This is a genomic window from Phytopseudomonas flavescens (genome assembly GCF_900100535.1).
Classification (GTDB): Bacteria; Pseudomonadota; Gammaproteobacteria; order Pseudomonadales; family Pseudomonadaceae; genus Aquipseudomonas; species Aquipseudomonas flavescens.
Map to the genome: position 1 here is coordinate 177,879 of NZ_FNDG01000001.1, position 18,809 is coordinate 196,687.

General features: G+C 63.5%; 15 protein-coding genes and 1 tRNA gene. 5 read left to right on the forward strand and 11 right to left on the reverse strand.

Features of this window, described 5'->3' with window-relative positions:
• Positions 1-34: 34 nt before the first annotated feature.
• The 5 genes from topA to BLR94_RS00845 all read right to left on the reverse strand — a co-directional run bounded on the left by topA (position 35) and on the right by BLR94_RS00845 (position 7,932).
• Positions 35-2,641: a type I DNA topoisomerase gene (gene topA / locus BLR94_RS00825; RefSeq protein ID WP_084306537.1), complete on the reverse strand. Its 2,607-nt coding sequence runs from the start codon at positions 2,639-2,641 to the stop codon at positions 35-37.
• A 267-nt stretch (positions 2,642-2,908) separates the two neighbouring features.
• Positions 2,909-3,145, reverse strand: coding sequence for a DUF1653 domain-containing protein (locus BLR94_RS00830; RefSeq protein WP_084306571.1), 237 nt, complete (start codon positions 3,143-3,145; stop codon positions 2,909-2,911).
• A gap of 301 nt (positions 3,146-3,446) precedes the next feature.
• A complete protein-coding gene (gene fadA / locus BLR94_RS00835) occupies positions 3,447-4,622 on the reverse strand; it encodes an acetyl-CoA C-acyltransferase FadA (RefSeq protein ID WP_084306538.1) in 1,176 nt (391 codons plus the stop codon).
• Positions 4,623-4,652: 30 nt separating this feature from the next.
• Positions 4,653-6,800: a fatty acid oxidation complex subunit alpha FadB gene (gene fadB, locus BLR94_RS00840; protein ID WP_084306539.1), complete on the reverse strand. Its 2,148-nt coding sequence runs from the start codon at positions 6,798-6,800 to the stop codon at positions 4,653-4,655.
• 694 nt (positions 6,801-7,494) lie between these two features.
• On the reverse strand, positions 7,495-7,932 hold the full coding sequence (locus tag BLR94_RS00845; protein ID WP_084306540.1) for a hypothetical protein: 438 nt from the start codon (positions 7,930-7,932) through the stop codon (positions 7,495-7,497).
• An 88-nt stretch (positions 7,933-8,020) separates the two neighbouring features.
• On the opposite strand from BLR94_RS00845, the gene BLR94_RS00850 reads away from it, so the two are divergent.
• Positions 8,021-8,464, forward strand: coding sequence for a universal stress protein (locus BLR94_RS00850; protein WP_084306541.1), 444 nt, complete (start codon positions 8,021-8,023; stop codon positions 8,462-8,464).
• Between the two features lie 74 nt (positions 8,465-8,538).
• Here the strand turns inward: BLR94_RS00850 and BLR94_RS00855 are convergent, their stop codons facing one another.
• Positions 8,539-10,464 carry an ATP-binding cassette domain-containing protein gene (locus BLR94_RS00855; protein ID WP_084306542.1) on the reverse strand — a complete coding sequence of 642 codons (1,926 nt, stop codon included), beginning with the start codon at positions 10,462-10,464 and terminating at the stop codon, positions 8,539-8,541.
• Positions 10,465-10,851: 387 nt separating this feature from the next.
• On the opposite strand from BLR94_RS00855, the gene BLR94_RS00860 reads away from it, so the two are divergent.
• Entirely contained in the window at positions 10,852-12,777 is a 1,926-nt protein-coding gene (locus BLR94_RS00860; protein WP_084306543.1) for a transglycosylase SLT domain-containing protein, read from the forward strand.
• A 131-nt stretch (positions 12,778-12,908) separates the two neighbouring features.
• Here the strand turns inward: BLR94_RS00860 and BLR94_RS00865 are convergent, their stop codons facing one another.
• From BLR94_RS00865 to moaB, 5 genes are all read right to left on the reverse strand, one after another.
• Positions 12,909-13,709 carry an MOSC domain-containing protein gene (locus tag BLR94_RS00865; RefSeq protein WP_084306544.1) on the reverse strand — a complete coding sequence of 267 codons (801 nt, stop codon included), beginning with the start codon at positions 13,707-13,709 and terminating at the stop codon, positions 12,909-12,911.
• A gap of 82 nt (positions 13,710-13,791) precedes the next feature.
• A complete protein-coding gene (locus BLR94_RS00870; protein WP_084306545.1) occupies positions 13,792-14,721 on the reverse strand; it encodes a chemotaxis protein CheV in 930 nt (309 codons plus the stop codon).
• Between the two features lie 122 nt (positions 14,722-14,843).
• Entirely contained in the window at positions 14,844-15,740 is an 897-nt protein-coding gene (yegS, locus tag BLR94_RS00875; protein WP_084306546.1) for a lipid kinase YegS, read from the reverse strand.
• A gap of 90 nt (positions 15,741-15,830) precedes the next feature.
• Positions 15,831-17,042, reverse strand: coding sequence for a molybdopterin molybdotransferase MoeA (locus BLR94_RS00880; RefSeq protein WP_084306547.1), 1,212 nt, complete (start codon positions 17,040-17,042; stop codon positions 15,831-15,833).
• Entirely contained in the window at positions 17,039-17,578 is a 540-nt protein-coding gene (gene moaB / locus BLR94_RS00885) for a molybdenum cofactor biosynthesis protein B (RefSeq protein ID WP_084306548.1), read from the reverse strand. Before moaB ends, BLR94_RS00880 begins: the two co-directional genes overlap by 4 nt.
• Before the next feature lie 68 nt (positions 17,579-17,646).
• Between moaB and mobA the strand changes: the two genes are divergently transcribed.
• The 3 genes from mobA to BLR94_RS00900 all read left to right on the forward strand — a co-directional run bounded on the left by mobA (position 17,647) and on the right by BLR94_RS00900 (position 18,734).
• On the forward strand, positions 17,647-18,219 hold the full coding sequence (gene mobA, locus BLR94_RS00890) for a molybdenum cofactor guanylyltransferase MobA (protein WP_084306549.1): 573 nt from the start codon (positions 17,647-17,649) through the stop codon (positions 18,217-18,219).
• A gap of 110 nt (positions 18,220-18,329) precedes the next feature.
• Positions 18,330-18,551: a YgdI/YgdR family lipoprotein gene (locus BLR94_RS00895; RefSeq protein ID WP_042555582.1), complete on the forward strand. Its 222-nt coding sequence runs from the start codon at positions 18,330-18,332 to the stop codon at positions 18,549-18,551.
• A 106-nt stretch (positions 18,552-18,657) separates the two neighbouring features.
• Positions 18,658-18,734, forward strand: a tRNA-Pro gene (locus BLR94_RS00900).
• Positions 18,735-18,809 lie beyond the last annotated feature (75 nt).

Here is an 18,809-nt window from a genome sequence, read left to right on the forward strand (position 1 = left end):
CAGGCACGCTCCACGAAAGCGTGCCTGGCGCAGATCAACGCTTGTCCTCGACCTTCCATTTGCCGCCGTCGAAGAACGCCTTCCAGCCTGTGGGCTTGCCGTCCACCTCGGTCTGCACGTACTGCTCCTTGGTCTTGCGGCTGTAGCGGATGACCGCAGCGCGACCCTCGGGGTCCTTGGCCGGTGCATCGATCAGGAAGTGATACTTCGGATCGATCTCGTCCTTGTGCGGAATCAACTCGAGCACCAGCGGCGCACGGGTCTCGCGGTTCTTCGGGAACTGGCTGGCAGCCAGAAACAACCCCGAGGCGCCGTCACGCAGCACGTAAGTGTCATCGACCTTCTCGCACTTGAGCTCCGGCATCTTCACCGCATCCATCTTGGGTGGCGCGGGCTCACCGCTACGCAGCAGCTTGCGGGTGTTCTTGCATTCGCTGTTGGTGCAGCCGAAGAACTTGCCGAAGCGCCCGGTCTTGAGCTGCATCTGGCTGCCGCACTTGTCGCACTCCAGGCTCGGCCCTTCGTAGCCTTTGATGCGGAACTGCCCCTGCTCGATTTCGTAACCCGCACAATCCGGGTTGTTGCCGCAGATATGCAGCTTGCGCGTTTCGTCCAGCAGGTAGGCGTCCATGGCCGTCGCGCAGATCGGGCAGCGGTGCTTGCCGAGCAGCACGCGGGATTCGGACTCGCCCTCGTCATCGGCGGCTATCTCATCACCCGGCACCAGGTTGACCGTGGCCTTGCAGCGCTCCTTGGGCGGCAGGGCATAGCCCGAGCAGCCGAGGAACACGCCGGTGGAAGCGGTACGGATCATCATGTGCCGGCCACATTCACGGCACGGAATATCGGTCGGCGTCGGGGTATTGGCCCGCATGCCGTTGTCGCCTTCGGCCGCAACTTCCAGCTTTTTCTTGAAGTCGCCATAGAACTCGTCGAGCAGGTGTTTCCACTCGCGCTCGCCCTGGGCGACGTCATCGAGGTTCTCTTCCATGCCGGCCGTGAAACCATAGTCCATCAGGTCGGAGAAGCTCTCGGAAAGGCGCTCGGTGACGATGTCGCCCATTTTTTCCGAATAGAAGCGGCGGTTGTGCAACGCCACGTAGCCACGATCCTGGATGGTGGAGATGATCGCGGCATAGGTGGACGGTCGACCGATGCCGCGCTTTTCCATTTCCTTGACCAGGCTGGCCTCGGAGTAGCGCGCCGGCGGCTTGGTGAAATGCTGGCTCGGATCGAGCTTGATCAGCTTGAGCGCCTCGCCTTCTTTCATCTCCGGCAGCACGGCGTCGTCGCCCGGCTTGCTGATTTGCGGCAGTGCCCGGGTGTAGCCATCGAACTTGAGGATACGGCCCTTGGCCCGCAGCTCGAACTGGGCGGCCTTGACCGTCACGGTGGTCGACAGGTATTCGGCCGGCAGCATCTGGCAGGCGACGAATTGGCGCCAGATCAGTTCGTACAGGCGCTCGGCGTCGCGCTCCATGCCCGACAGCTGGGTCGGACGCAGGTTGACGTCGGAAGGACGAATCGCTTCGTGCGCCTCCTGGGCGCCCTCCTTGCTGGAGTAGAGATTGGGCTTTTCCGGCAGGTATTTATTGCCGTACTCAGCGTCGATGAAGGTGCGCACCATGCCAATGGCGTCAGCCGACAGATTGGTCGAGTCGGTACGCATGTAGGTGATGTAGCCCGCCTCGTAGAGACGCTGGGCCATCATCATGGTCTTCTTCACACCGAAGCCCAGCCGCGTGCTGGCGGCCTGCTGCAACGTGGAGGTGATGAACGGCGCCGACGGCTTGCTGCTGGTGGGCTTGTCCTCACGCTTGGCAATGCTGTAGCTCGATGCCTTGAGGGTCGCCAGCGCGGCCATGGCCTGTGCTTCGTTGAGCGGCTTGAAGGCAGCACCGTTCTCGCGGGCCACTTCGAAGCGCACGTTGGCACCTTTGACGGTGCCCAGGTCGGCATGTACCTCCCAGTACTCCTCGGGCACGAATGCACGGATCTCTTTCTCGCGCTCGACCACCAGCTTCACGGCAACCGACTGCACACGGCCGGCGGACAGGCCGCGAGCGATCTTCGCCCACAGCAGCGGCGAGACCATGTAGCCCACCACGCGGTCGAGGAAGCGTCTTGCCTGCTGGGCATTGACCCGGTTGATATCCAGCTCGCCCGGAGCGGCAAACGCCTCCTGGATGGCCTTCTTGGTGATTTCGTTGAACACCACGCGCTTGTAGCGGCTGTCATCGCCACCGATGGACTCGCGCAGGTGCCAGGCGATGGCCTCCCCCTCTCTATCCAAGTCAGTCGCGAGATAGATGGTGTCGGCTTCCTTGGCCAGGCGACGCAGCTCCTCGACCACTTTTTCCTTGCCGGGCAGGATCTCGTACTTGGCCTTCCAGCCGTGTTCCGGGTCGACCCCCATGCGGTTGAACAGCTGACGCTTGGCCTTTTCCTTGGGCGACAGGGCCGGGGTTTCAGCGGCTGCGGCCTTGCCGCGCTTGGCAGGTTCCTTGGCGGCCGCCCCACCGCTGGTGGGAAGGTCGCGGATGTGGCCGATGCTCGACTTCACCACGTACTGGTTACCCAGGTACTTGTTGATGGTCTTGGCCTTGGCCGGGGATTCCACGATGACCAGCGATTTACCCATGGATTGGAAAATTCCTGAATTGCGGTAATTGAAAGGCGAGCGGGTGCATGAAAAGCGGTTGGGTGTATCGGTTCGACGCATTCCGCATCGATGGTGAAAGCGCCCGCTCGACAAAGCGAACACTGGAAAAACTCTGCTGCCGCCGCTTTTCCGACGGCGGTCTCGCCGTTACTCGAGGGGCCAGCGGCACCCTGCGCCCTACTTTGGCCCCGCTATATATAGTGGCGGTCAAGGCAAGGTCAAGGGCGAGTGTCTATTGGAACCGCCTCAGGGACGACGCAAAACGCTTGCCTCGCCCTCGATAAAAGCAAAGCGCGGAACCCGCTTGCCGTCCAGTTCTACCTCGCCCCGGAACATCTCCAGCGGCCTCACCCACAGGCCGTAGTCACCGTAGAGCGCCTGATAGACCACGACGTCCTCTTCCGTTTCGGAATGCCGGGCGACACCCAGCACGCGGTACTCGGGGCCTTTGTAATGACGGTAGAGACCGGGCTGCAGCGACATCATTCAATTTCCTGGAAATATTTTTCGTTCGATAAAAAGGGTCGGGCTGCATGTCAGGCAGCGAACCGAACCCGAATGACCTGCATCCTGGGCGCAGGACCAAAAAACAAAAACCGGGGCAGAAGCCCCGGTTGTGCAACCATTACAGCGAATCCGTTCAAGGGCTCGCGAGCTAGAGCTATGCAAGAGCTGGGCGCCCCCACAAAAGCAGGCGAGAAAGCGCAGTTTACTGATGTAAATGAGCATTTCGAGCCTGCTTTTAACGCAGCAGAGCCGACGCGCAGCAGCCTTTGGCGGATTCTCAGATGCGCTCGAACACCGTGGTGATACCCTGCCCCAGGCCGACGCACATGGTCGCCACGCCGAAGGTCCCGTTGTTCTGCTTCATCACGTTCAGCAGGGTACCGGAGATACGCGCCCCGGAACAACCGAAGGGGTGACCCAGCGCGATGGCGCCACCGTGCAGGTTGACCTTCTCTTCCATCTTGTCGAGCAGCTTGAGGTCCTTCAGCACAGGCAGGGCCTGGGCGGCGAAGGCTTCGTTGAGCTCGACGAAATCGATGTCGTCGATGCTCAGGCCGGCACGCTTGAGGGCCTTCTGGGTGGAGGGCACCGGGCCGTAGCCCATGATCGCCGGATCCACACCGGCCACGGCCATGGCGCGAACCACCGCCATCGGCTGGATACCGAGATCCTGAGCGCGCTGGGCGGACATCACGATCATGCAGGAGGCGCCATCGGTGATCTGCGACGAGGTGCCCGCCGTGACGGTACCGCCCTTGGGATTGAATGCCGGCTTGAGGCTGGCCAGGCTTTCCAGGGTGGTCTCGGGACGAATGGTTTCGTCGTAGTCGAAGACCTTGAGGAAGCCGTTCTCGTCATAACCCTGCAGCGGGATGATCTCGTCCTTGAACTTGCCTTCGACGGTGGCCTTGTGGGCCAGCTGGTGCGAACGCACGCCGAACTGGTCCTGGGCTTCCCGGGTGATGCCGTGCATCTTGCCCAGCATTTCGGCGGTCAGGCCCATCATGCCGGACGCCTTCGCAGCGTACAGCGACAGGTGCGGGTTCGGATCGACGCCGTGCATCATGCCGACGTGGCCCATGTGCTCCACGCCGCCGACCACGAACACATCGCCATTGCCGGTCTGGATCGCCTGCACGGCGGTGTGCAGCGCGCTCATCGACGAGCCGCACAGGCGGCTGACGGTCTGCCCGGCACTGGTGTGCGGGATCTGGGTCATCAGCGACGCCATGCGCGCGATGTTCCAGCCCTGCTCCAGGGTCTGGTTGACGCAACCCCAGATGACGTCTTCGACTTCCTTGGGATCGACCTTGTCGTTGCGCTCCAGCAGTTTGCTGATCAGCTGCGCCGACAGGGTCTCGGCACGAGTATTACGGTGCATGCCGCCCTTGGAACGCCCCATCGGGGTACGGCCGAAGTCGACGATGACTGCATCTCTTGGATTCAGGCTCATAAATTCACTCTCGCTCCAATCGTTGCGCGATTAACCAAAGAAGGTCTGGCCGTTTTTGGCCATTTCACGCAGTTTCTCGGTCGGCTGATACAGCGCGCCCAGATCGGCGTACTTGTCGGCCAGGGCCACGAATTCGGCGACCCCGACACTGTCGATGTAGCGCAGCGCGCCACCGCGGAACGGTGGGAAACCGATGCCGTAGATCAGGCCCATGTCAGCCTCGGCGGGGGTCTCGACGATACCGTCTTCCAGGCAGCGCACGGTTTCCAGGCACAGCGGGATCATCATGGTGTTGATGATGTCCTCGTCGCTCAGCTCACGCTGTTCGACCACGATCGACTTGAGCAGCTCGTAAGCCTCGGGGTCGCTGACCTTGTTCGGCTTGCCGCGCTTGTCGGTCTCGTAGGCGTAGAAGCCCTTGCCGTTCTTCTGGCCCAGGCGGTTGGCTTCGTACATCACGTCGACCGCAGTGCGACCTTCCACCGCCATGCGATCCGGGAAGCCTTCGGCCATCACGTCACGGCCGTGGTGGCCGGTGTCGATGCCGACCACGTCGGACAGGTAGGCCGGGCCCATGGGCCAGCCGAACTTCTCCATGACCTTGTCGATGCGCGCGAAATCGATGCCGAAGCTGAGCAGCTTGGAGAAGCCGCCGAAGTACGGGAACAGCACACGGTTGACCAGGAAGCCCGGGCAGTCGTTGACCACGATCGGGTTCTTGCCCATCTTCTTGGCGTACGCCACGGTGGTGGCAACTGCCTTCTCGCTGGACTTCTCACCACGGATGACTTCGACCAGGGGCATCATGTGCACCGGGTTGAAGAAGTGCATACCGACGAAGTTTTCCGGGCGCTTGAGGGCCTTGGCCAGCAGGCTGATGGAAATGGTCGAGGTGTTGGAGGCCAGGATGGTGTCCTCCTTGACCGCAGCCTCGACCTCGGCCAGCACCGCCTGCTTGACCTTGGGGTTCTCGACCACGGCTTCGACGACGATGTCGACATGGCCAAAGTCGCCATAGGACATGGTCGGGCGAATGGCGCTCAGCGATTCGGCCATCTGCGCGGTGGTCATGCGACCTTTCTCGACGCGTTTGCCGAGCAGCTTGGAGGCCTCGCCCAGGCCCATCTTGATACCCTCTTCGCGGATATCCTTCATCAGGATCGGCGTGCCCTTGGACGCCGACTGGTAGGCGATACCGCCGCCCATGATGCCGGCACCCAGCACAGCGGCCAGCTTCACGTCCTGGGCGATGGCGTCGTGGGCCTTGGCTTTCTTCTTCAGTTCCTGATCGTTGAGGAACAGGCCGATCAGGCTTTCGGCGACCGAGGTCTTGGCCAGCTTGGCGAAACCGGCGGCTTCGACTTCCAACGCCTTGTCACGGCCGAAGTTGGCGGCCTTCTGAATGGTCTTGATCGCTTCGACCGGCGCCGGGTAGTTCGGGCCGGCCTGGCCAGCCACGAAACCCTTGGCGGTTTCGAAAGCCATCATCTGCTCGATGGCGTTGAGCTTGAGCTTTTCCAGCTTGGGCTGGCGTTTGGCCTTGTAGTCCAGCTCGCCGGAAATCGCGCGTTTGATCAGGTCCAGGGCAGCGGCCTGCAGCTTGTCGGCACTGACCACGGCGTCCACCGCACCGACCTTGAGGGCTTCATCGGCACGGTTTTCCTTGCCGGAGGCGATCCATTCGACGGCGTTGTCGGTACCGATCAGGCGCGGCAGGCGCACGGTGCCACCGAAGCCCGGGTAGATACCCAGCTTGACCTCGGGCAGACCGATCTTGGCGTCTTCGGCCATGATCCGGTAGTCGGCGGCCAGACACATTTCCAGGCCGCCACCCAGGGCGATGCCGTTGATGGCGACCACGGTGGGCACCGCCAGGTCTTCGAAGTCACTGAAGATCCTGTTGGCTTCCAGGTTGCCGGAGACCAGTTGCTCTTCCGGCAGCTTGAAGTTGTCGACGAACTCGGTGATGTCGGCACCGACGATGAACACGCCCTTGCCGCTGCTGACGATCACGCCTTTGATCGAGGCATCGGCCTTGATCGCATCGACGGACTGACGAAGCTCGCTCAGGGTCAGACGATTGAACTTGTTGACGGACTCACCCTTGAGATCGAACTTGAGTTCGACGATGCCGCTTTCAAGAGCCTTAACCGTGATGGCTTTACCTTCGTAAATCATCAACTGATCTCCACGCTAGGGAATCTGAACAGTACACACCGGAGTCAATCCACAGACTCACGCCACAAGACACCGTAGCCGAAATTCCGCTACCCACCGATGCGATATTCGGACTGAATCGGGCACTGCCGAAGCGGCAAACACACAATTCATACGCCCGTTTGATTTGGGTGGGCACACATTCACGGAAAAGCCAGTGATTGTCAATTGGCGTTCTGTAGTCATGTTCCACGGCCACTACCCGCTCACCATGAGCGATCCAGCCGGCGGCGAAAAGCAGATCAGTGGCGCCGATAAGGCATCATTCGCTGGGCATGCCTGCACAGGTCGCCACCCTAAGCGGGGCCGGCCTGAACGTTGTCGCACCGCTGCGGACGACCGATAGTCTTTCGGCCCTTCCCCAGCCATACAGGGAAGCGCGGGTGCTCCCAGGCACTCGGTACGCCCCGTTGAAGCCTCGCGAGAATGTCACCAGCCTGCTCCGGCCTTGGCGGCTCGAGCCGATTGCCCTGCCACCCCACTTCTCGCTGCCGCACGGCAACATGCTGGGTGATTGGCGTTGTGGGTGAATCTTCGACGGTTCCCCATCGGGCACGACACCGCTGCATGCGAGGGGCTTCAAGCCAGGGCCGGGGGGGCAAGCCTTCGAGGCTCAAGGGAACGGATCAGCGCACGGCTATGACCGCCAGGCTACTCAGGCGCGCGCCTTGAGAAAGGCCACGATGGCTTGCAGGGATTGCCCCTGCGAGCGCTCTCCCCAGCACAGCGCGACCATCTGCGGGCTGGCCTCGACCTTGTAGACATCCCCCGGTAGTGTGCCGAGCTGCTCGGCCAGTGGCCTGTCCGCACAGGGCTCCTGCCATTTGTTCAGCCACTTGCCTGGCTCGCTTTGCCAATAGCACCAACTGTCCTGGCGCCCGCGAGGCCGTGGATGGTGGTATTGCGGGCAGGGGCTCGGTGGCGTGGGGACCATCCAGTACGGCCACTCTTCGCGGGACAGCTGCATGGCCAGGCCGAGACGTCGCGCCTGCAGGCGCACATCCATCTGGCCGCGCTGGCGGCGCGATGGCACCAGCCAGACCATGGGGCTAAGGGCGACTACCAGTAGTGCGACAACGATCCAACCCGTCATAATTTCTATCTCGACCGCGCAACCTGTGGTAAATGCTCAAACCAGCCACACTTGAAATCATTGTTCACCCTTGAAAGGAGACAATCTCATGTCTTACCAGCATATTCTGGTCGCCGTCGATCTCACCGAAGAGTGCGACCCGGTCATGAAGCGCGCCCAGGCTCTGGCCAGCAGCACCCAGGCGAGACTCTCCGTGGTGCACATCGTCGAGCCCATGGCCATGGCCTTTGGCGGCGACGTGCCGATGGACCTGTCGATGCTGCAGCAGCAGCAGTTCGAGCAGGCCAAGGAGCGCCTCGACACCTTCGCACTCAAATACCCGCAATTGGGCACGGAGAGCCGTCACCTGGCTTACGGCCAGCCGCGCCAGGAAATCCACCGACTGGCTGCCGAGCAGCACTGCGACCTGATCATCGTTGGCAGCCACGGTCGTCACGGCCTGGCCCTGCTGCTCGGTTCGACCGCCAACGACGTGTTGCACGGCGCCCCCTGCGACGTGCTGGCCGTCAGCCTGAAGAAGCCGTCGGCCTGATCGACCCGTCGTGAACAGCGCCGGGCTTTGCCCGGCGCTGTAGCATCAGCCAGCCGGCAGTGGCCGAGCGCTGATCAGCCTTCCAACTCGGCCCAGCGCTCGACCAGGCGTTCCAGTTCTTCCTGCTGCGCCTGCAGCTGTGCCAGCATCGCCGCCGTGTGTTCAGCGGACTGTTGATAGAACGCAGGATCGGCGATCTGCCCTTCCAGCTCGGCGATCTTCCGTTCCGTGGCATCGATCTGCTCGGGCATGGCGTCCAGCTCACGCTGATGCTTGTAGCTGAGTTTCTTCTTGGCTGCCGGCGCGCTTTCCACCGGCGCGGCAACGGGTGCGGCGACAGGCGCCTCGACCACCGCGGAACCCAGCTCGGCCTTGCCCGACTTGGTCTCGCCAACGCCCAGCAGGCGTGGCGAACCACCCTGGCGCAGCCAGTCCTGATAACCACCAACGTACTCGCGCACCTTGCCCTCGCCTTCGAAGACCAGGGTACTGGTGACCACGTTGTCGAGGAATGCCCGGTCGTGGCTGACCATCAGCACGGTGCCCTTGAAGGTCAGCAGCACTTCTTCGAGCAGCTCGAGGGTTTCCACGTCGAGGTCGTTGGTCGGCTCATCGAGGACCAGCAGGTTGGCCGGCTTGCTGAACAGCTTGGCCAGCAGCAGGCGCGCACGCTCGCCACCGGACAGCGCCTTGACCGGCGTACGGGCACGCTGCGGGCTGAACAGGAAGTCGCCGAGGTAGCTGAGCACGTGGCGGTTCTGCCCGTCGATCTCGATGAAGTCGCGACCTTCGGCGACGTTGTCGATGACGGTCTTTTCCAGCTCCAGTTGATGACGCAACTGATCGAAGTAGGCGACATCGATCTTGGTGCCCTCTTCCACCGTGCCGCTGGTCGGTTGCAGACCATTGAGCATCAGTTTCAGCAGGGTGGTCTTGCCGGTGCCGTTGGCGCCCAGCAGGCCGATACGGTCGCCGCGCTGCAGCACCATGGAGAAATCGCGAATCAGGAACGGGCCACCCGGGTGCGCGAAGCTGACGTTCTCCAGCACCATCACCTGCTTGCCGGATTTCTCCGCAGTGTCGAGCTGAATGTTGGCCTTGCCGGTGCGCTCGCGACGCTCGCTGCGCTCCACGCGCAGGGCCTTGAGGGCACGCACACGGCCTTCGTTACGGGTACGCCGGGCCTTGATGCCCTGGCGGATCCACACCTCTTCCTGGGCCAGGCGCTTGTCGAACAGCGCGTTGGCGGTTTCCTCGGCGGCCAGCGCGGCCTCCTTGTGCACCAGGAAGCTGGCGTAATCGCCATTCCAGTCGATCAGGCCGCCGCGATCCAGCTCGAGAATGCGCGTGGCCAGGTTCTGCAGGAAGGAACGGTCGTGGGTGATGAACAGTACGGCACCCTGGAAATCCTTCAGGGCCTCTTCCAGCCAGGCGATCGCGCCGATGTCCAGGTGGTTGGTCGGTTCGTCGAGCAGCAACAGGTCCGGCTCGCTGACCAGCGCCTGAGCCAGCAGCACGCGGCGGCGCCAGCCCCCGGACAGCTGGGCCAGGGTCTTGTCGGCCGGCAGTTGCAGGCGGCTCAGGGTGCTCTCGACCAGTTGCTGCAGGCGCCAGCCATCACGGGCCTCGAGGTCCTGCTGAACGTGCATCAGCTTGTTCAGGTCGTCCTCGGTCACGCAGTTCTGCGCCAGGTGATGGTATTCGGCGAGCAACTCCCCCACGCCATCGAGCCCCTGGGCGACCACGTCGAACACGGTACGCCCATCGGCCACCGGCAACTCCTGGGGCAACTCACCGATTTTCAGGCCCGGGGCGCGCCAGACGGCACCGTCGTCTGGCTTCTGATCCCCCTTGACCAGTTTGAGCATGCTGGACTTGCCGGTGCCATTGCGGCCAATGATGCACACCCGCTCGCCACGGGCGATCTGCCAAGACACCTTGTCCAGCAGCGGCATGGCGCCATAGGCCAGGGAAACATCGGTGAACTTGAGCAGGGTCATGGAGTTGCCTCGACAATACGCAGGGGTGATGGGCGATAAGAATGCGCGAACGCGGCCAGTGAGCACGCCGCGTGGTCGACCACCACGAAACTGATCTGGCTGGCGCATGCGCCAGCCAAAAACGGGCGCGTATTCTAACCGAGAAGACCTCTGGCGTCTGTCAGGCCTTGGACGCCGGCCGTCGACGTGACATAAACAGACATGCGCCAGGCTGCGACGGCCCTTTCGCGCCAAGCGGGCAAAAGGCTAAGCTAGCGCCCGTTGTCATCGCCGCGCCCGGCACCGCCGCTATCGCCTGCTACGCTGACCGGCAACCGCCCCAAGGGCGCACCGAGCGACCGGCATCAGCCAGATCGCGCCCGCTCACGAGACGATCCCGGAAGTGCCATGCGCTGTCGTTTGCCCAGTCTGTTGTCCTGCCTGATTCTTTGCGCCACCACGGCAACCCTGAGCCAGGCGGCGAGCCTGACCCAGCAACGCCAATACTACGATGAGGCCAAGGCCGCGCTCGCGAAGGGCGACAAGGGTCCTTATCAGCGCTATGCCAGCGCCCTGCGCGACTACCCGCTGACGCCCTACCTGGCGTATGACGAGCTCACGGCGCGCCTGAAAGGCGCCAGCAACGCCGAGATCGAAGCCTTCCTCGCGGCCCACGGTGACCTGCCCCAGGCCAACTGGATGAAGCTGCGCTGGTTGCGCTGGCTGGCCGAGCGCGGCGAATGGCAGACCTTCGCCAAGTACTACGACCCGAACCTCAATTTCACCGAACTCGACTGCCTCAACGGCCAACGCCAGCTCAACCAGGGTCAGACCGCCGAAGGCTATGCCAACGCCGAAAGGCTGTGGCTGGTTGGCAAGTCGCAACCGGAAGCCTGCGACCGCCTGTTCGACCGCTGGGCAGCCGAGGGGCAACTCACCGAGCAGCGCCGCTGGCAACGCGCCAAGCTGGCGGCCGAGGCGCGCAACTACAGCCTGGCCACCTTCCTCAGCAAGGATCTGCCGACCCTCAGCAACCACGGCAAGCTGCTCGTGGAAGTCGCCCAGAAGCCGCAGATCCTTACCCAGACCGCGCGCTTCACGCCAACCGACGATGCTATGGGCGACGTGGTCAGCCTCGGCCTGCGCCGTCTTGCCCGTCAGGATCCGGAGCAGGCGCTGAGCCTGCTTGAGGGCTATTCCCGACGCTTGCAGTTTTCCGAGCAGGAGAAGGTGTCCATTGCCAACGAAATCGGCCTGACCCTGGCGCGGCGCTTCGACCCACGTGCCCTCGAGGTGATGGCCAAGTACGACCCCAACCTGAGTGACGACACCGTCAGCGAATGGCGCGCGCGCCTGCTGCTACGCCAGGGCCGCTGGGACGAGGCCTACAAACTGATCAGCCGCATGCCCGAATCCCTGGCCAGCACCAACCGCTGGCGCTACTGGCAGGCGCGCAGCCTGCAGCTGGCCCAGCCCAACGGCAAGGGCGCCCAGCCGCTGTTCCACAGCCTGGCCAAGGAGCGTGACTTCTATGGTTTCATGGCTGCCGATCAGGTCAAGGAACCCTACTACCTGAAAAACGCCCCATTGCCGCTCAGCGCCGCGGTGATCAAGAAAGTACGCAACGCCCCGGGCATCCGCCGCGCCATGGAATTCCATGACCGTGGCCAGATCGTCGACGGCCGCCGCGAATGGTACCACGCCAGCCGTCATTTCGACCGTGACGAGCTGGTGACCCAGGCGAGGCTGGCCTATGACATGGCATGGTATTTCCCCGCCATCCGGACCATCAGCCAGGCGAAATACTGGGACGATCTCGACGTGCGCTTCCCCATGGCCCACCGCGAACCGCTGACCACCGAAGCCAGGAAACGTGGCCTGCACTCCAGCTGGGTATTCGCGATCACCCGTCAGGAAAGCGGTTTCATGGCCGATGCCAAGTCCAACGTCGGCGCCATGGGCCTGATGCAGGTCATGCCAGCCACCGCCAAGGAGACCGCACGCAAGTTCGGCATCCCGCTGAGCAACCCCAACAATGCGCTGCTGCCGAGCGTCAACATCCAGCTGGGCACCGCTTACCTGAGCCAGATCTACGGCCAGTTCAACGGCAACCGCGTGCTGGCATCGGCCGCCTACAACGCCGGTCCAGGCCGCGTTCGCCAATGGCTGCGCGGTGCCAGTCACCTGTCCTACGACGTATGGGTGGAGAACATTCCATTCAATGAAACCCGCCAGTACGTACAGAACGTGCTTTCCTACGCGGTGATCTACGGCGACAAACTCAATGCTCCGCAGCCGCTGGTAGGCTGGCACGAGCGTTATTTCGACCAATAAAGCAGCGGCAATCGGCAAGAACGATCGCGCAGCGCTCCCCCCGTAGCCTGGGTTGAGCGCAGCGATAACCCAGGGCGACCCCCGGTGTCGCTGCGCTCGACCCGGGCTACGTCAGCGGTGAATGCCTCAACCTAGGCCAGCACCTCCACCGGCATGCCGACCTGCAATTCGCCGCTGCCGTGGTTGATCAGGTTCTGCCCGAAGAGAATCTCGCCTTCGCGCTGGCGGTAGCTGCGCAAGGTGGTCAGGGGCTCACGATCCGCGCTGCGTTCGCCGGTCTGCGGATCGATGGTGGTGATGATGCAGCGAGAGCAGCCCTTGGCGACGGTGAATTCGACATCGCCGATGCGAATGCGCTTCCAGCTGTCCTCGGCATAGGGCTCACAGCCCTGCACCACCAGATTGGGACGGAAACGCAGCATTTCCAGTGGCCGGCCGACCCGCGCCGCCAAGTCGTCGAGCGATGCCTGGCCGATCAGCAGCAGCGGAAAGCCATCGGCGAACCCGACCTTCTCGTTGCCCGTCACATTGCCCTCGATAGAGCGCGCTCGCTCGACAGGTAGGTGCACCAGCCGACAGGGCTTGCCGATGAACTCGCTGACCCAGGCCGCCGCCTCGTCGCCGGCATCCGGCACGCGCAGGCTGTCACGCCAGATGATCACCCCGCGCAATGCCTCGTCGGGATCCGGCAGCCCCACATCGAGAGCGGGTCTGTCCGGCGCCTCGAGGGTCAGGCCGCCGCTTTGATTCCAGCGCGCCGTCAGGCGACTCATCCCGGGGAAGGTGCGCTGGGTCAGAAAGCGGCCGTTCTCCGCATCCGCCAGCATCCAGCGACGATCACCCGCCACGCCCAGGCCATCGAGCTGCAGGCTGGCCAGCGACTCGCCGATGGCGGACTTGAGCGGAAAACGGTACAGCGAGGAAAGGTGCATGGCCGGCGTCCCCAGTTGAGCGAAGCGGCGGTTATACGCAAACCGCCGCCGCCGCTCAAGCCAGGCGCGTGGCGTTGAGCGCTTACTGCTCGTCGAGCGCCAGGCGCTCGCGAATCACATCGACCAGCTTGTCGGGCTGGAATTTGGAGAGGAAGTTGTCGCAACCCACTTTCTTCACCATGGCATCGTTGAAACTGCCGGACAGCGAGGTGTGCAGCACCACGTAGAGCTCGCGCAGGCGCTGATCCTGGCGGATTTCGGTGGTCAGCCGATAGCCGTCCATTTCCGGCATCTCGGCATCGGTGAAGATCATCAGCAGCTTGTCGGTCATCACCTGGCCAGTGTCCGCCCAGGCCTTGAGCATGTTCAGCGCCTTGAGGCCATCGGTGGCCACATGCATCTTGATGCCCAACTGCGACAGGGTATCGCGCAATTGCGAGAGGGCCACGCTGGAGTCGTCGACCAGCAGCACCTCGCGGCCCCGGGCTTTCTCCAGCAACGGATCGGCCAGACGGTCGCTGGAAATGCGCGTGTCGTACGGCACGATCTCGGCCAGCACCTTTTCCACGTCGATGATTTCCACCAGTTGGTCGTCGACCTTGGTGATCGCCGTCAGGTAGTGATGGCGCCCCGCTCCGCCAGGCGGCGGCAGGATGGATTCCCAATTGAGGTTCAGAATTCGGTCGACACCGCCGACCAGGAACGCCTGAATCGAGCGGTTGTATTCGGTGACGATGATGGTGCTGCGCTCATCGGGCACGATCGGTCGCATGCCGATGGCCTGGGACAGGTCGATGACCGGCAGGGTCTGGCCACGCAGATGAATCACCCCGCAGACAAAGCGATGCCGTTGCGGCATCAGCGTCAGCTTGGGCATCTGCAGGACTTCCTGCACCTTGAATACGTTGATCGCGAACAACTGCCGGCCAGCCAGGCGGAACATCAGGATTTCCAGGCGGTTCTCGCCTACCAGCTGTGTCCGTTGATCAACGGTGTCGAGAATACCGGCCATTATTCGCTCCTGTGAGGCGTGATGTTCATGGGAAGCTATCGGCCAGTCGTTGCATTACTGAAGGCGGCATGGCGTAACGCCATCTTGCCCCAGCGGCCGGCCGGACACCAGCGCTGCCGCACTCAGTCGTGCAGCAACGGCGACTGCTGGCTTAAATGCACGCGCAACGCCTGGGACCGTGCGCAGAAACGCATGCTGCGACCCTCGCGCGGCTCGCCGTCGAGGTTCAAGTCCAGCCCCTCCGGCGCCTCGATTTCCAACCAGGGCAAACGGGCACTGACCGATACTCCCTCGATGCCCTTGAAACCGCCTGAAAACAGTGTGCCCAGGGTGCCGACCACATCGGGCGCGGCCGGCACGATGCAGACATCCAGCAAGCCGTCATCGATCCGTGCATGGGGGCACAGCACATGCCCCCCACCCGCCTGCCGCCCGTTGCCAATGCCCAGGGCGAGAAACTCGCCTTCCCATTCGAAGCCCGGCCCCTTGAAACGCCCGAACGCCGAGCGAACTTCGGCGAAACGGGTCAGCCCGGTGAGCATATAGGCGGCACCGCCCAGCACCCGCTTGAGCTCTTCGGAGGTATTGGCGGTGATGTTGGAGCCGAAACCGCCTGTGGCCATGTTGAGGAACAGTTGGCCGTCGACCTCACCCAGGTTGATCGGCTGAGCTGGGCTATCGAGCAGCGTCAGGGCCTCGGCAGGCGCCAACGGAATACCGGCTGCATTGGCGAAATCATTGGCGGTCCCCAGGGGCAGCAGGGCCAGGCTGGCGTCCGTCCCGGCCTTGGCCATGGCTTCGGCGACATCGCGCAGGGTGCCGTCGCCGCCACCGGCGATCAGCGTCTGGTAGCCCGCCTGCAGCGCTTCGCTGACCAGGCGCTGGGCGTCGCCCGCCTCCCAGGTCAAGCGCACGGCCAGGTCCCAGCCGCGCTCGCGCTGGCTCTTGACTGCCGCACGCACCTCTTCGTTGAGAGACTGCTTACCATGAAGGATCAACAGCGCTTTACGCTCTTGCATGACGGCTCCGGAAACGGGATTGAAAACGACTGCCTATGCAGACAACGGGCAAGCGAAATAATCACGCCCGCCCATCGTCGACTCTACACCTCAGCCGAGCAGCTCACTCATGGGGATGAAGTGCAGGCTGTCGCCTTCTTCCAGGGTGCTGCCTTCGAGCACCTGTGCCAGCCCTTCGGCCCATGCGGCGCTGCGCAGCACCCCGGAACTCTGATTGGCGTACGGCACGACGCGCCCGTTTTCCAGGCGCGCCCGCAGGAACTCGCGGCGCTTGCCGGGTTTGCTCCAGACGAAGCCCGCCGGCACCGTGAAACCCAGCGGCTCGACCTTCTGAACGCCCAGGCGGCGAAGCAGATAGGGGCGCGCCAGCAGGCCGAAGGTCACCAGGGTCGACGCCGGGTTACCCGGCAGGCCGATCACCGGGCGGCCCCGGAACTCGCCGACGGTGAGCGGTTTGCCGGGCTTGATCGCCAGTTTCCACAGGGCCAGATCGCCGGCCTCGCGCAGGGCGATGCCGAGAAAATCCGCCTCGCCCACCGATACGCCGCCGGTGGAGAGAATCAGGTCGACCTCCTGCAGGCCACCGAGGGCCTCGCGGGTACGCTCGAGATCGTCGACCAGAATGCCGGCATCGATGACCTCGCACCCCAGGCGCTGCAGCCAGGCGACCAGCAGGTAGCGGTTGCTGTTGTAGATCTGCCCGGCGCCCAGTGGCGCGCCCGGCTCGACCAGCTCATCGCCGGTGGACAATACCGCCACCCGGGGTTTGCGACGCACCGGCAGTTGCGCCAGGCCAATCGACGCCGCCAGCCCCAGCTCCACCGGCCCCAGCCGCGTACCGGCGGTCAGCAGGGTTTCCCCCTTGCGGTTCTCCTGCCCCTGGGGACGGATGTTCTGAGCGACTGTCAGGGCCTGGTCGAAATACACGCGCCCGTCATCGCCGACGCTGACGTTTTCCTGCATTTCCACGGCGTCGGCACCGAGCGGCAGCGGCGCGCCGGTAAAGATCCGTGCGCAGGTACCAGGCAGCAGCGCCTCGGGCGCGGTACCGGCGAGGATGCGTTGGCTGACCGGCAGCGCCTGCCCCTGCCAGTCGGCCAGACGCAGTGCATAACCGTCCATGGCACTGTTCGACCATGGCGGCAGGTCCAGACCGGCGATCATCGGCTCGGCCAGCACCCGCGCGTCGGCGTCTGCCAGGTCGACCCACTCCTGGTCCTCGATGGGCGTAGCCTCGGCCAGCGCCAGCAAGCGCCGCAGCGCCTCTTCCACCGGCATCAGCGGCGAACGCTGCTCGCTCATCCGCGGCTCTCGCAGGGCGCCGCGAGCTTGAGGTGCGGCACGAAATTACAGGGGCGATGACGGGCATCGAGCTGCTCGGCGAGGATGCCGTCCCAGCCGGTGCGACAGGCATTGGTCGAACCAGGCAGACAGCAGACCAGGGTGCCATTGGCGAGACCGGCCAGCGCCCGGGACTGAATGGTCGAGGTGCCGATATCGATAGTGGAGATCTGCCGGAACAGCTCGCCGAAACCGTCGACCTGCTTGTCCAGCAGGCAGGCCACCGCTTCCGGGGTACTGTCACGCCCGGTGAAACCGGTACCGCCGGTGATCAGCACGACCTGCACCACGTCTTCGGCGATCCAGTTGGCGACCTGGGCGCGGATCCTGTAAAGATCGTCCTTGAGCAGCACACGCTCGGCGAGGTTATGGCCGGCTGCTTTCAGGCGGTCGACGAACAGTTGGCCGGAGGTATCGGTTTCCAGCGTGCGGGTATCGCTGACGGTCAGCACGGCGATATTCAGGGGCACGAATGGCGCATCGGCCTTGTGGCTCATGGCAGGCTTCCAGTTGTCGTGAACAATGGCCGGTGTTATACCACAGCGCCACCGCTGGAGACCTTGCCATGCCTACCTCAGCTGCGTCCCGAAGCTTTTCGGTGGTCCTTCTCGCGGGCGGCCGTGGCCAGCGCATGGGAGGCCGCGACAAGGGCCTGCTGCCGTGGCGCGAGCGGCCCATGATCGCCTGGCTGCACGACCAGGTCCGGCCGCTGACCGACGACCTGATCGTCTCCTGCAACCGTAATCAGGAAGCCTATGCGCCCTACGCCGACCACCTGGTCGGCGATGACAGCGCGGACTATCCCGGCCCGCTGGCCGGTATCCGCGCCGCCCTGCGGATCGCCCGTCATCCCCTGCTGCTGGTGCTGCCTTGCGACGCCCCCCAAGTCGATCGCAGCCTGATCGAAGAACTGCTCGCGCTGGCCGGCGAGCGGCCGGTGATGGCCATGCGTGACGGCCATTGGGAGCCGCTGTTCGCGGTGATTCCGCGCAGTCTGCTGGCTTCCCTGGAGCAGGCCTGGCAGGCGGGCCAACGCAGCCCCCAGCGCTGGCTGCACGCCCATCACCCGGCAGCGCTGGCCTGTATGCCGGACGATCCGCGCCTGAGCAATGTCAACTCGCCGCAGCTTCTCGAATAGATCGGACTTGCGGCGCACCCCGCCAGAGTGGATAAATACCGTGGAACTTGGGCTCGCCGTGCTCGTCTTAGCCCAAGTAATCATTCAGCTTCGATTTTAGGAGACATGTCATGAAGCAACGGACTACCGCTGCATTTCTACTCGCGTTCGGCCTGGTTACTCTGGCCGGTTGTTCCACGCCTTCGGTCATCACCCTGAACGATGGCCGGGAAATCCAGACCGTAGATCGCCCTGATTTCGACGACGACACTGGCTTCTACGAATTCGAACAACTGGATGGCAAGCGCACCAAGGTCAACAAGGATCAGGTCCGCACCGTCAAAGAGCTGTAAGCCCTTTGACCTATCGCGGGCGCAAGCTTGAAGGGTTGTGCCCCGATTAAAAATTTTGCGCTAAGCTCTTGTGCTGCAAAACTTTTTCAGTACAATTTGGCGCATTCGGAGTGTAGCGCAGCTTGGTAGCGCGTCTCGTTCGGGACGAGAAGGTCGCAGGTTCGAATCCTGTCTCTCCGACCACTTCCCTGTTTCACCATGGCTCGCCATGTCTCGAAACCTCAACAAAGCCGGCCCCTGTGGCCGGTTTTGTCGTTT

Bases quoted from the DNA above. Each gene is read 5' to 3' on its own strand.
- topA (WP_084306537.1), bottom strand. From the start codon at position 2,641: ATGGGTAAATCGCTGGTCATCGTGGAATCCCCGGCCAAGGCCAAGACC.
- BLR94_RS00830 (WP_084306571.1), bottom strand. From the start codon at position 3,145: ATGTCGCTGCAGCCCGGTCTCTACCGTCATTACAAAGGCCCCGAGTAC.
- fadA (WP_084306538.1), bottom strand. From the start codon at position 4,622: ATGAGCCTGAATCCAAGAGATGCAGTCATCGTCGACTTCGGCCGTACC.
- fadB (WP_084306539.1), bottom strand. From the start codon at position 6,800: ATGATTTACGAAGGTAAAGCCATCACGGTTAAGGCTCTTGAAAGCGGC.
- BLR94_RS00845 (WP_084306540.1), bottom strand. From the start codon at position 7,932: ATGACGGGTTGGATCGTTGTCGCACTACTGGTAGTCGCCCTTAGCCCC.
- BLR94_RS00850 (WP_084306541.1), top strand. From the start codon at position 8,021: ATGTCTTACCAGCATATTCTGGTCGCCGTCGATCTCACCGAAGAGTGC.
- BLR94_RS00855 (WP_084306542.1), bottom strand. From the start codon at position 10,464: ATGACCCTGCTCAAGTTCACCGATGTTTCCCTGGCCTATGGCGCCATG.
- BLR94_RS00860 (WP_084306543.1), top strand. From the start codon at position 10,852: ATGCGCTGTCGTTTGCCCAGTCTGTTGTCCTGCCTGATTCTTTGCGCC.
- BLR94_RS00865 (WP_084306544.1), bottom strand. From the start codon at position 13,709: ATGCACCTTTCCTCGCTGTACCGTTTTCCGCTCAAGTCCGCCATCGGC.
- BLR94_RS00870 (WP_084306545.1), bottom strand. From the start codon at position 14,721: ATGGCCGGTATTCTCGACACCGTTGATCAACGGACACAGCTGGTAGGC.
- yegS (WP_084306546.1), bottom strand. From the start codon at position 15,740: ATGCAAGAGCGTAAAGCGCTGTTGATCCTTCATGGTAAGCAGTCTCTC.
- BLR94_RS00880 (WP_084306547.1), bottom strand. From the start codon at position 17,042: ATGAGCGAGCAGCGTTCGCCGCTGATGCCGGTGGAAGAGGCGCTGCGG.
- moaB (WP_084306548.1), bottom strand. From the start codon at position 17,578: ATGAGCCACAAGGCCGATGCGCCATTCGTGCCCCTGAATATCGCCGTG.
- mobA (WP_084306549.1), top strand. From the start codon at position 17,647: ATGCCTACCTCAGCTGCGTCCCGAAGCTTTTCGGTGGTCCTTCTCGCG.
- BLR94_RS00895 (WP_042555582.1), top strand. From the start codon at position 18,330: ATGAAGCAACGGACTACCGCTGCATTTCTACTCGCGTTCGGCCTGGTT.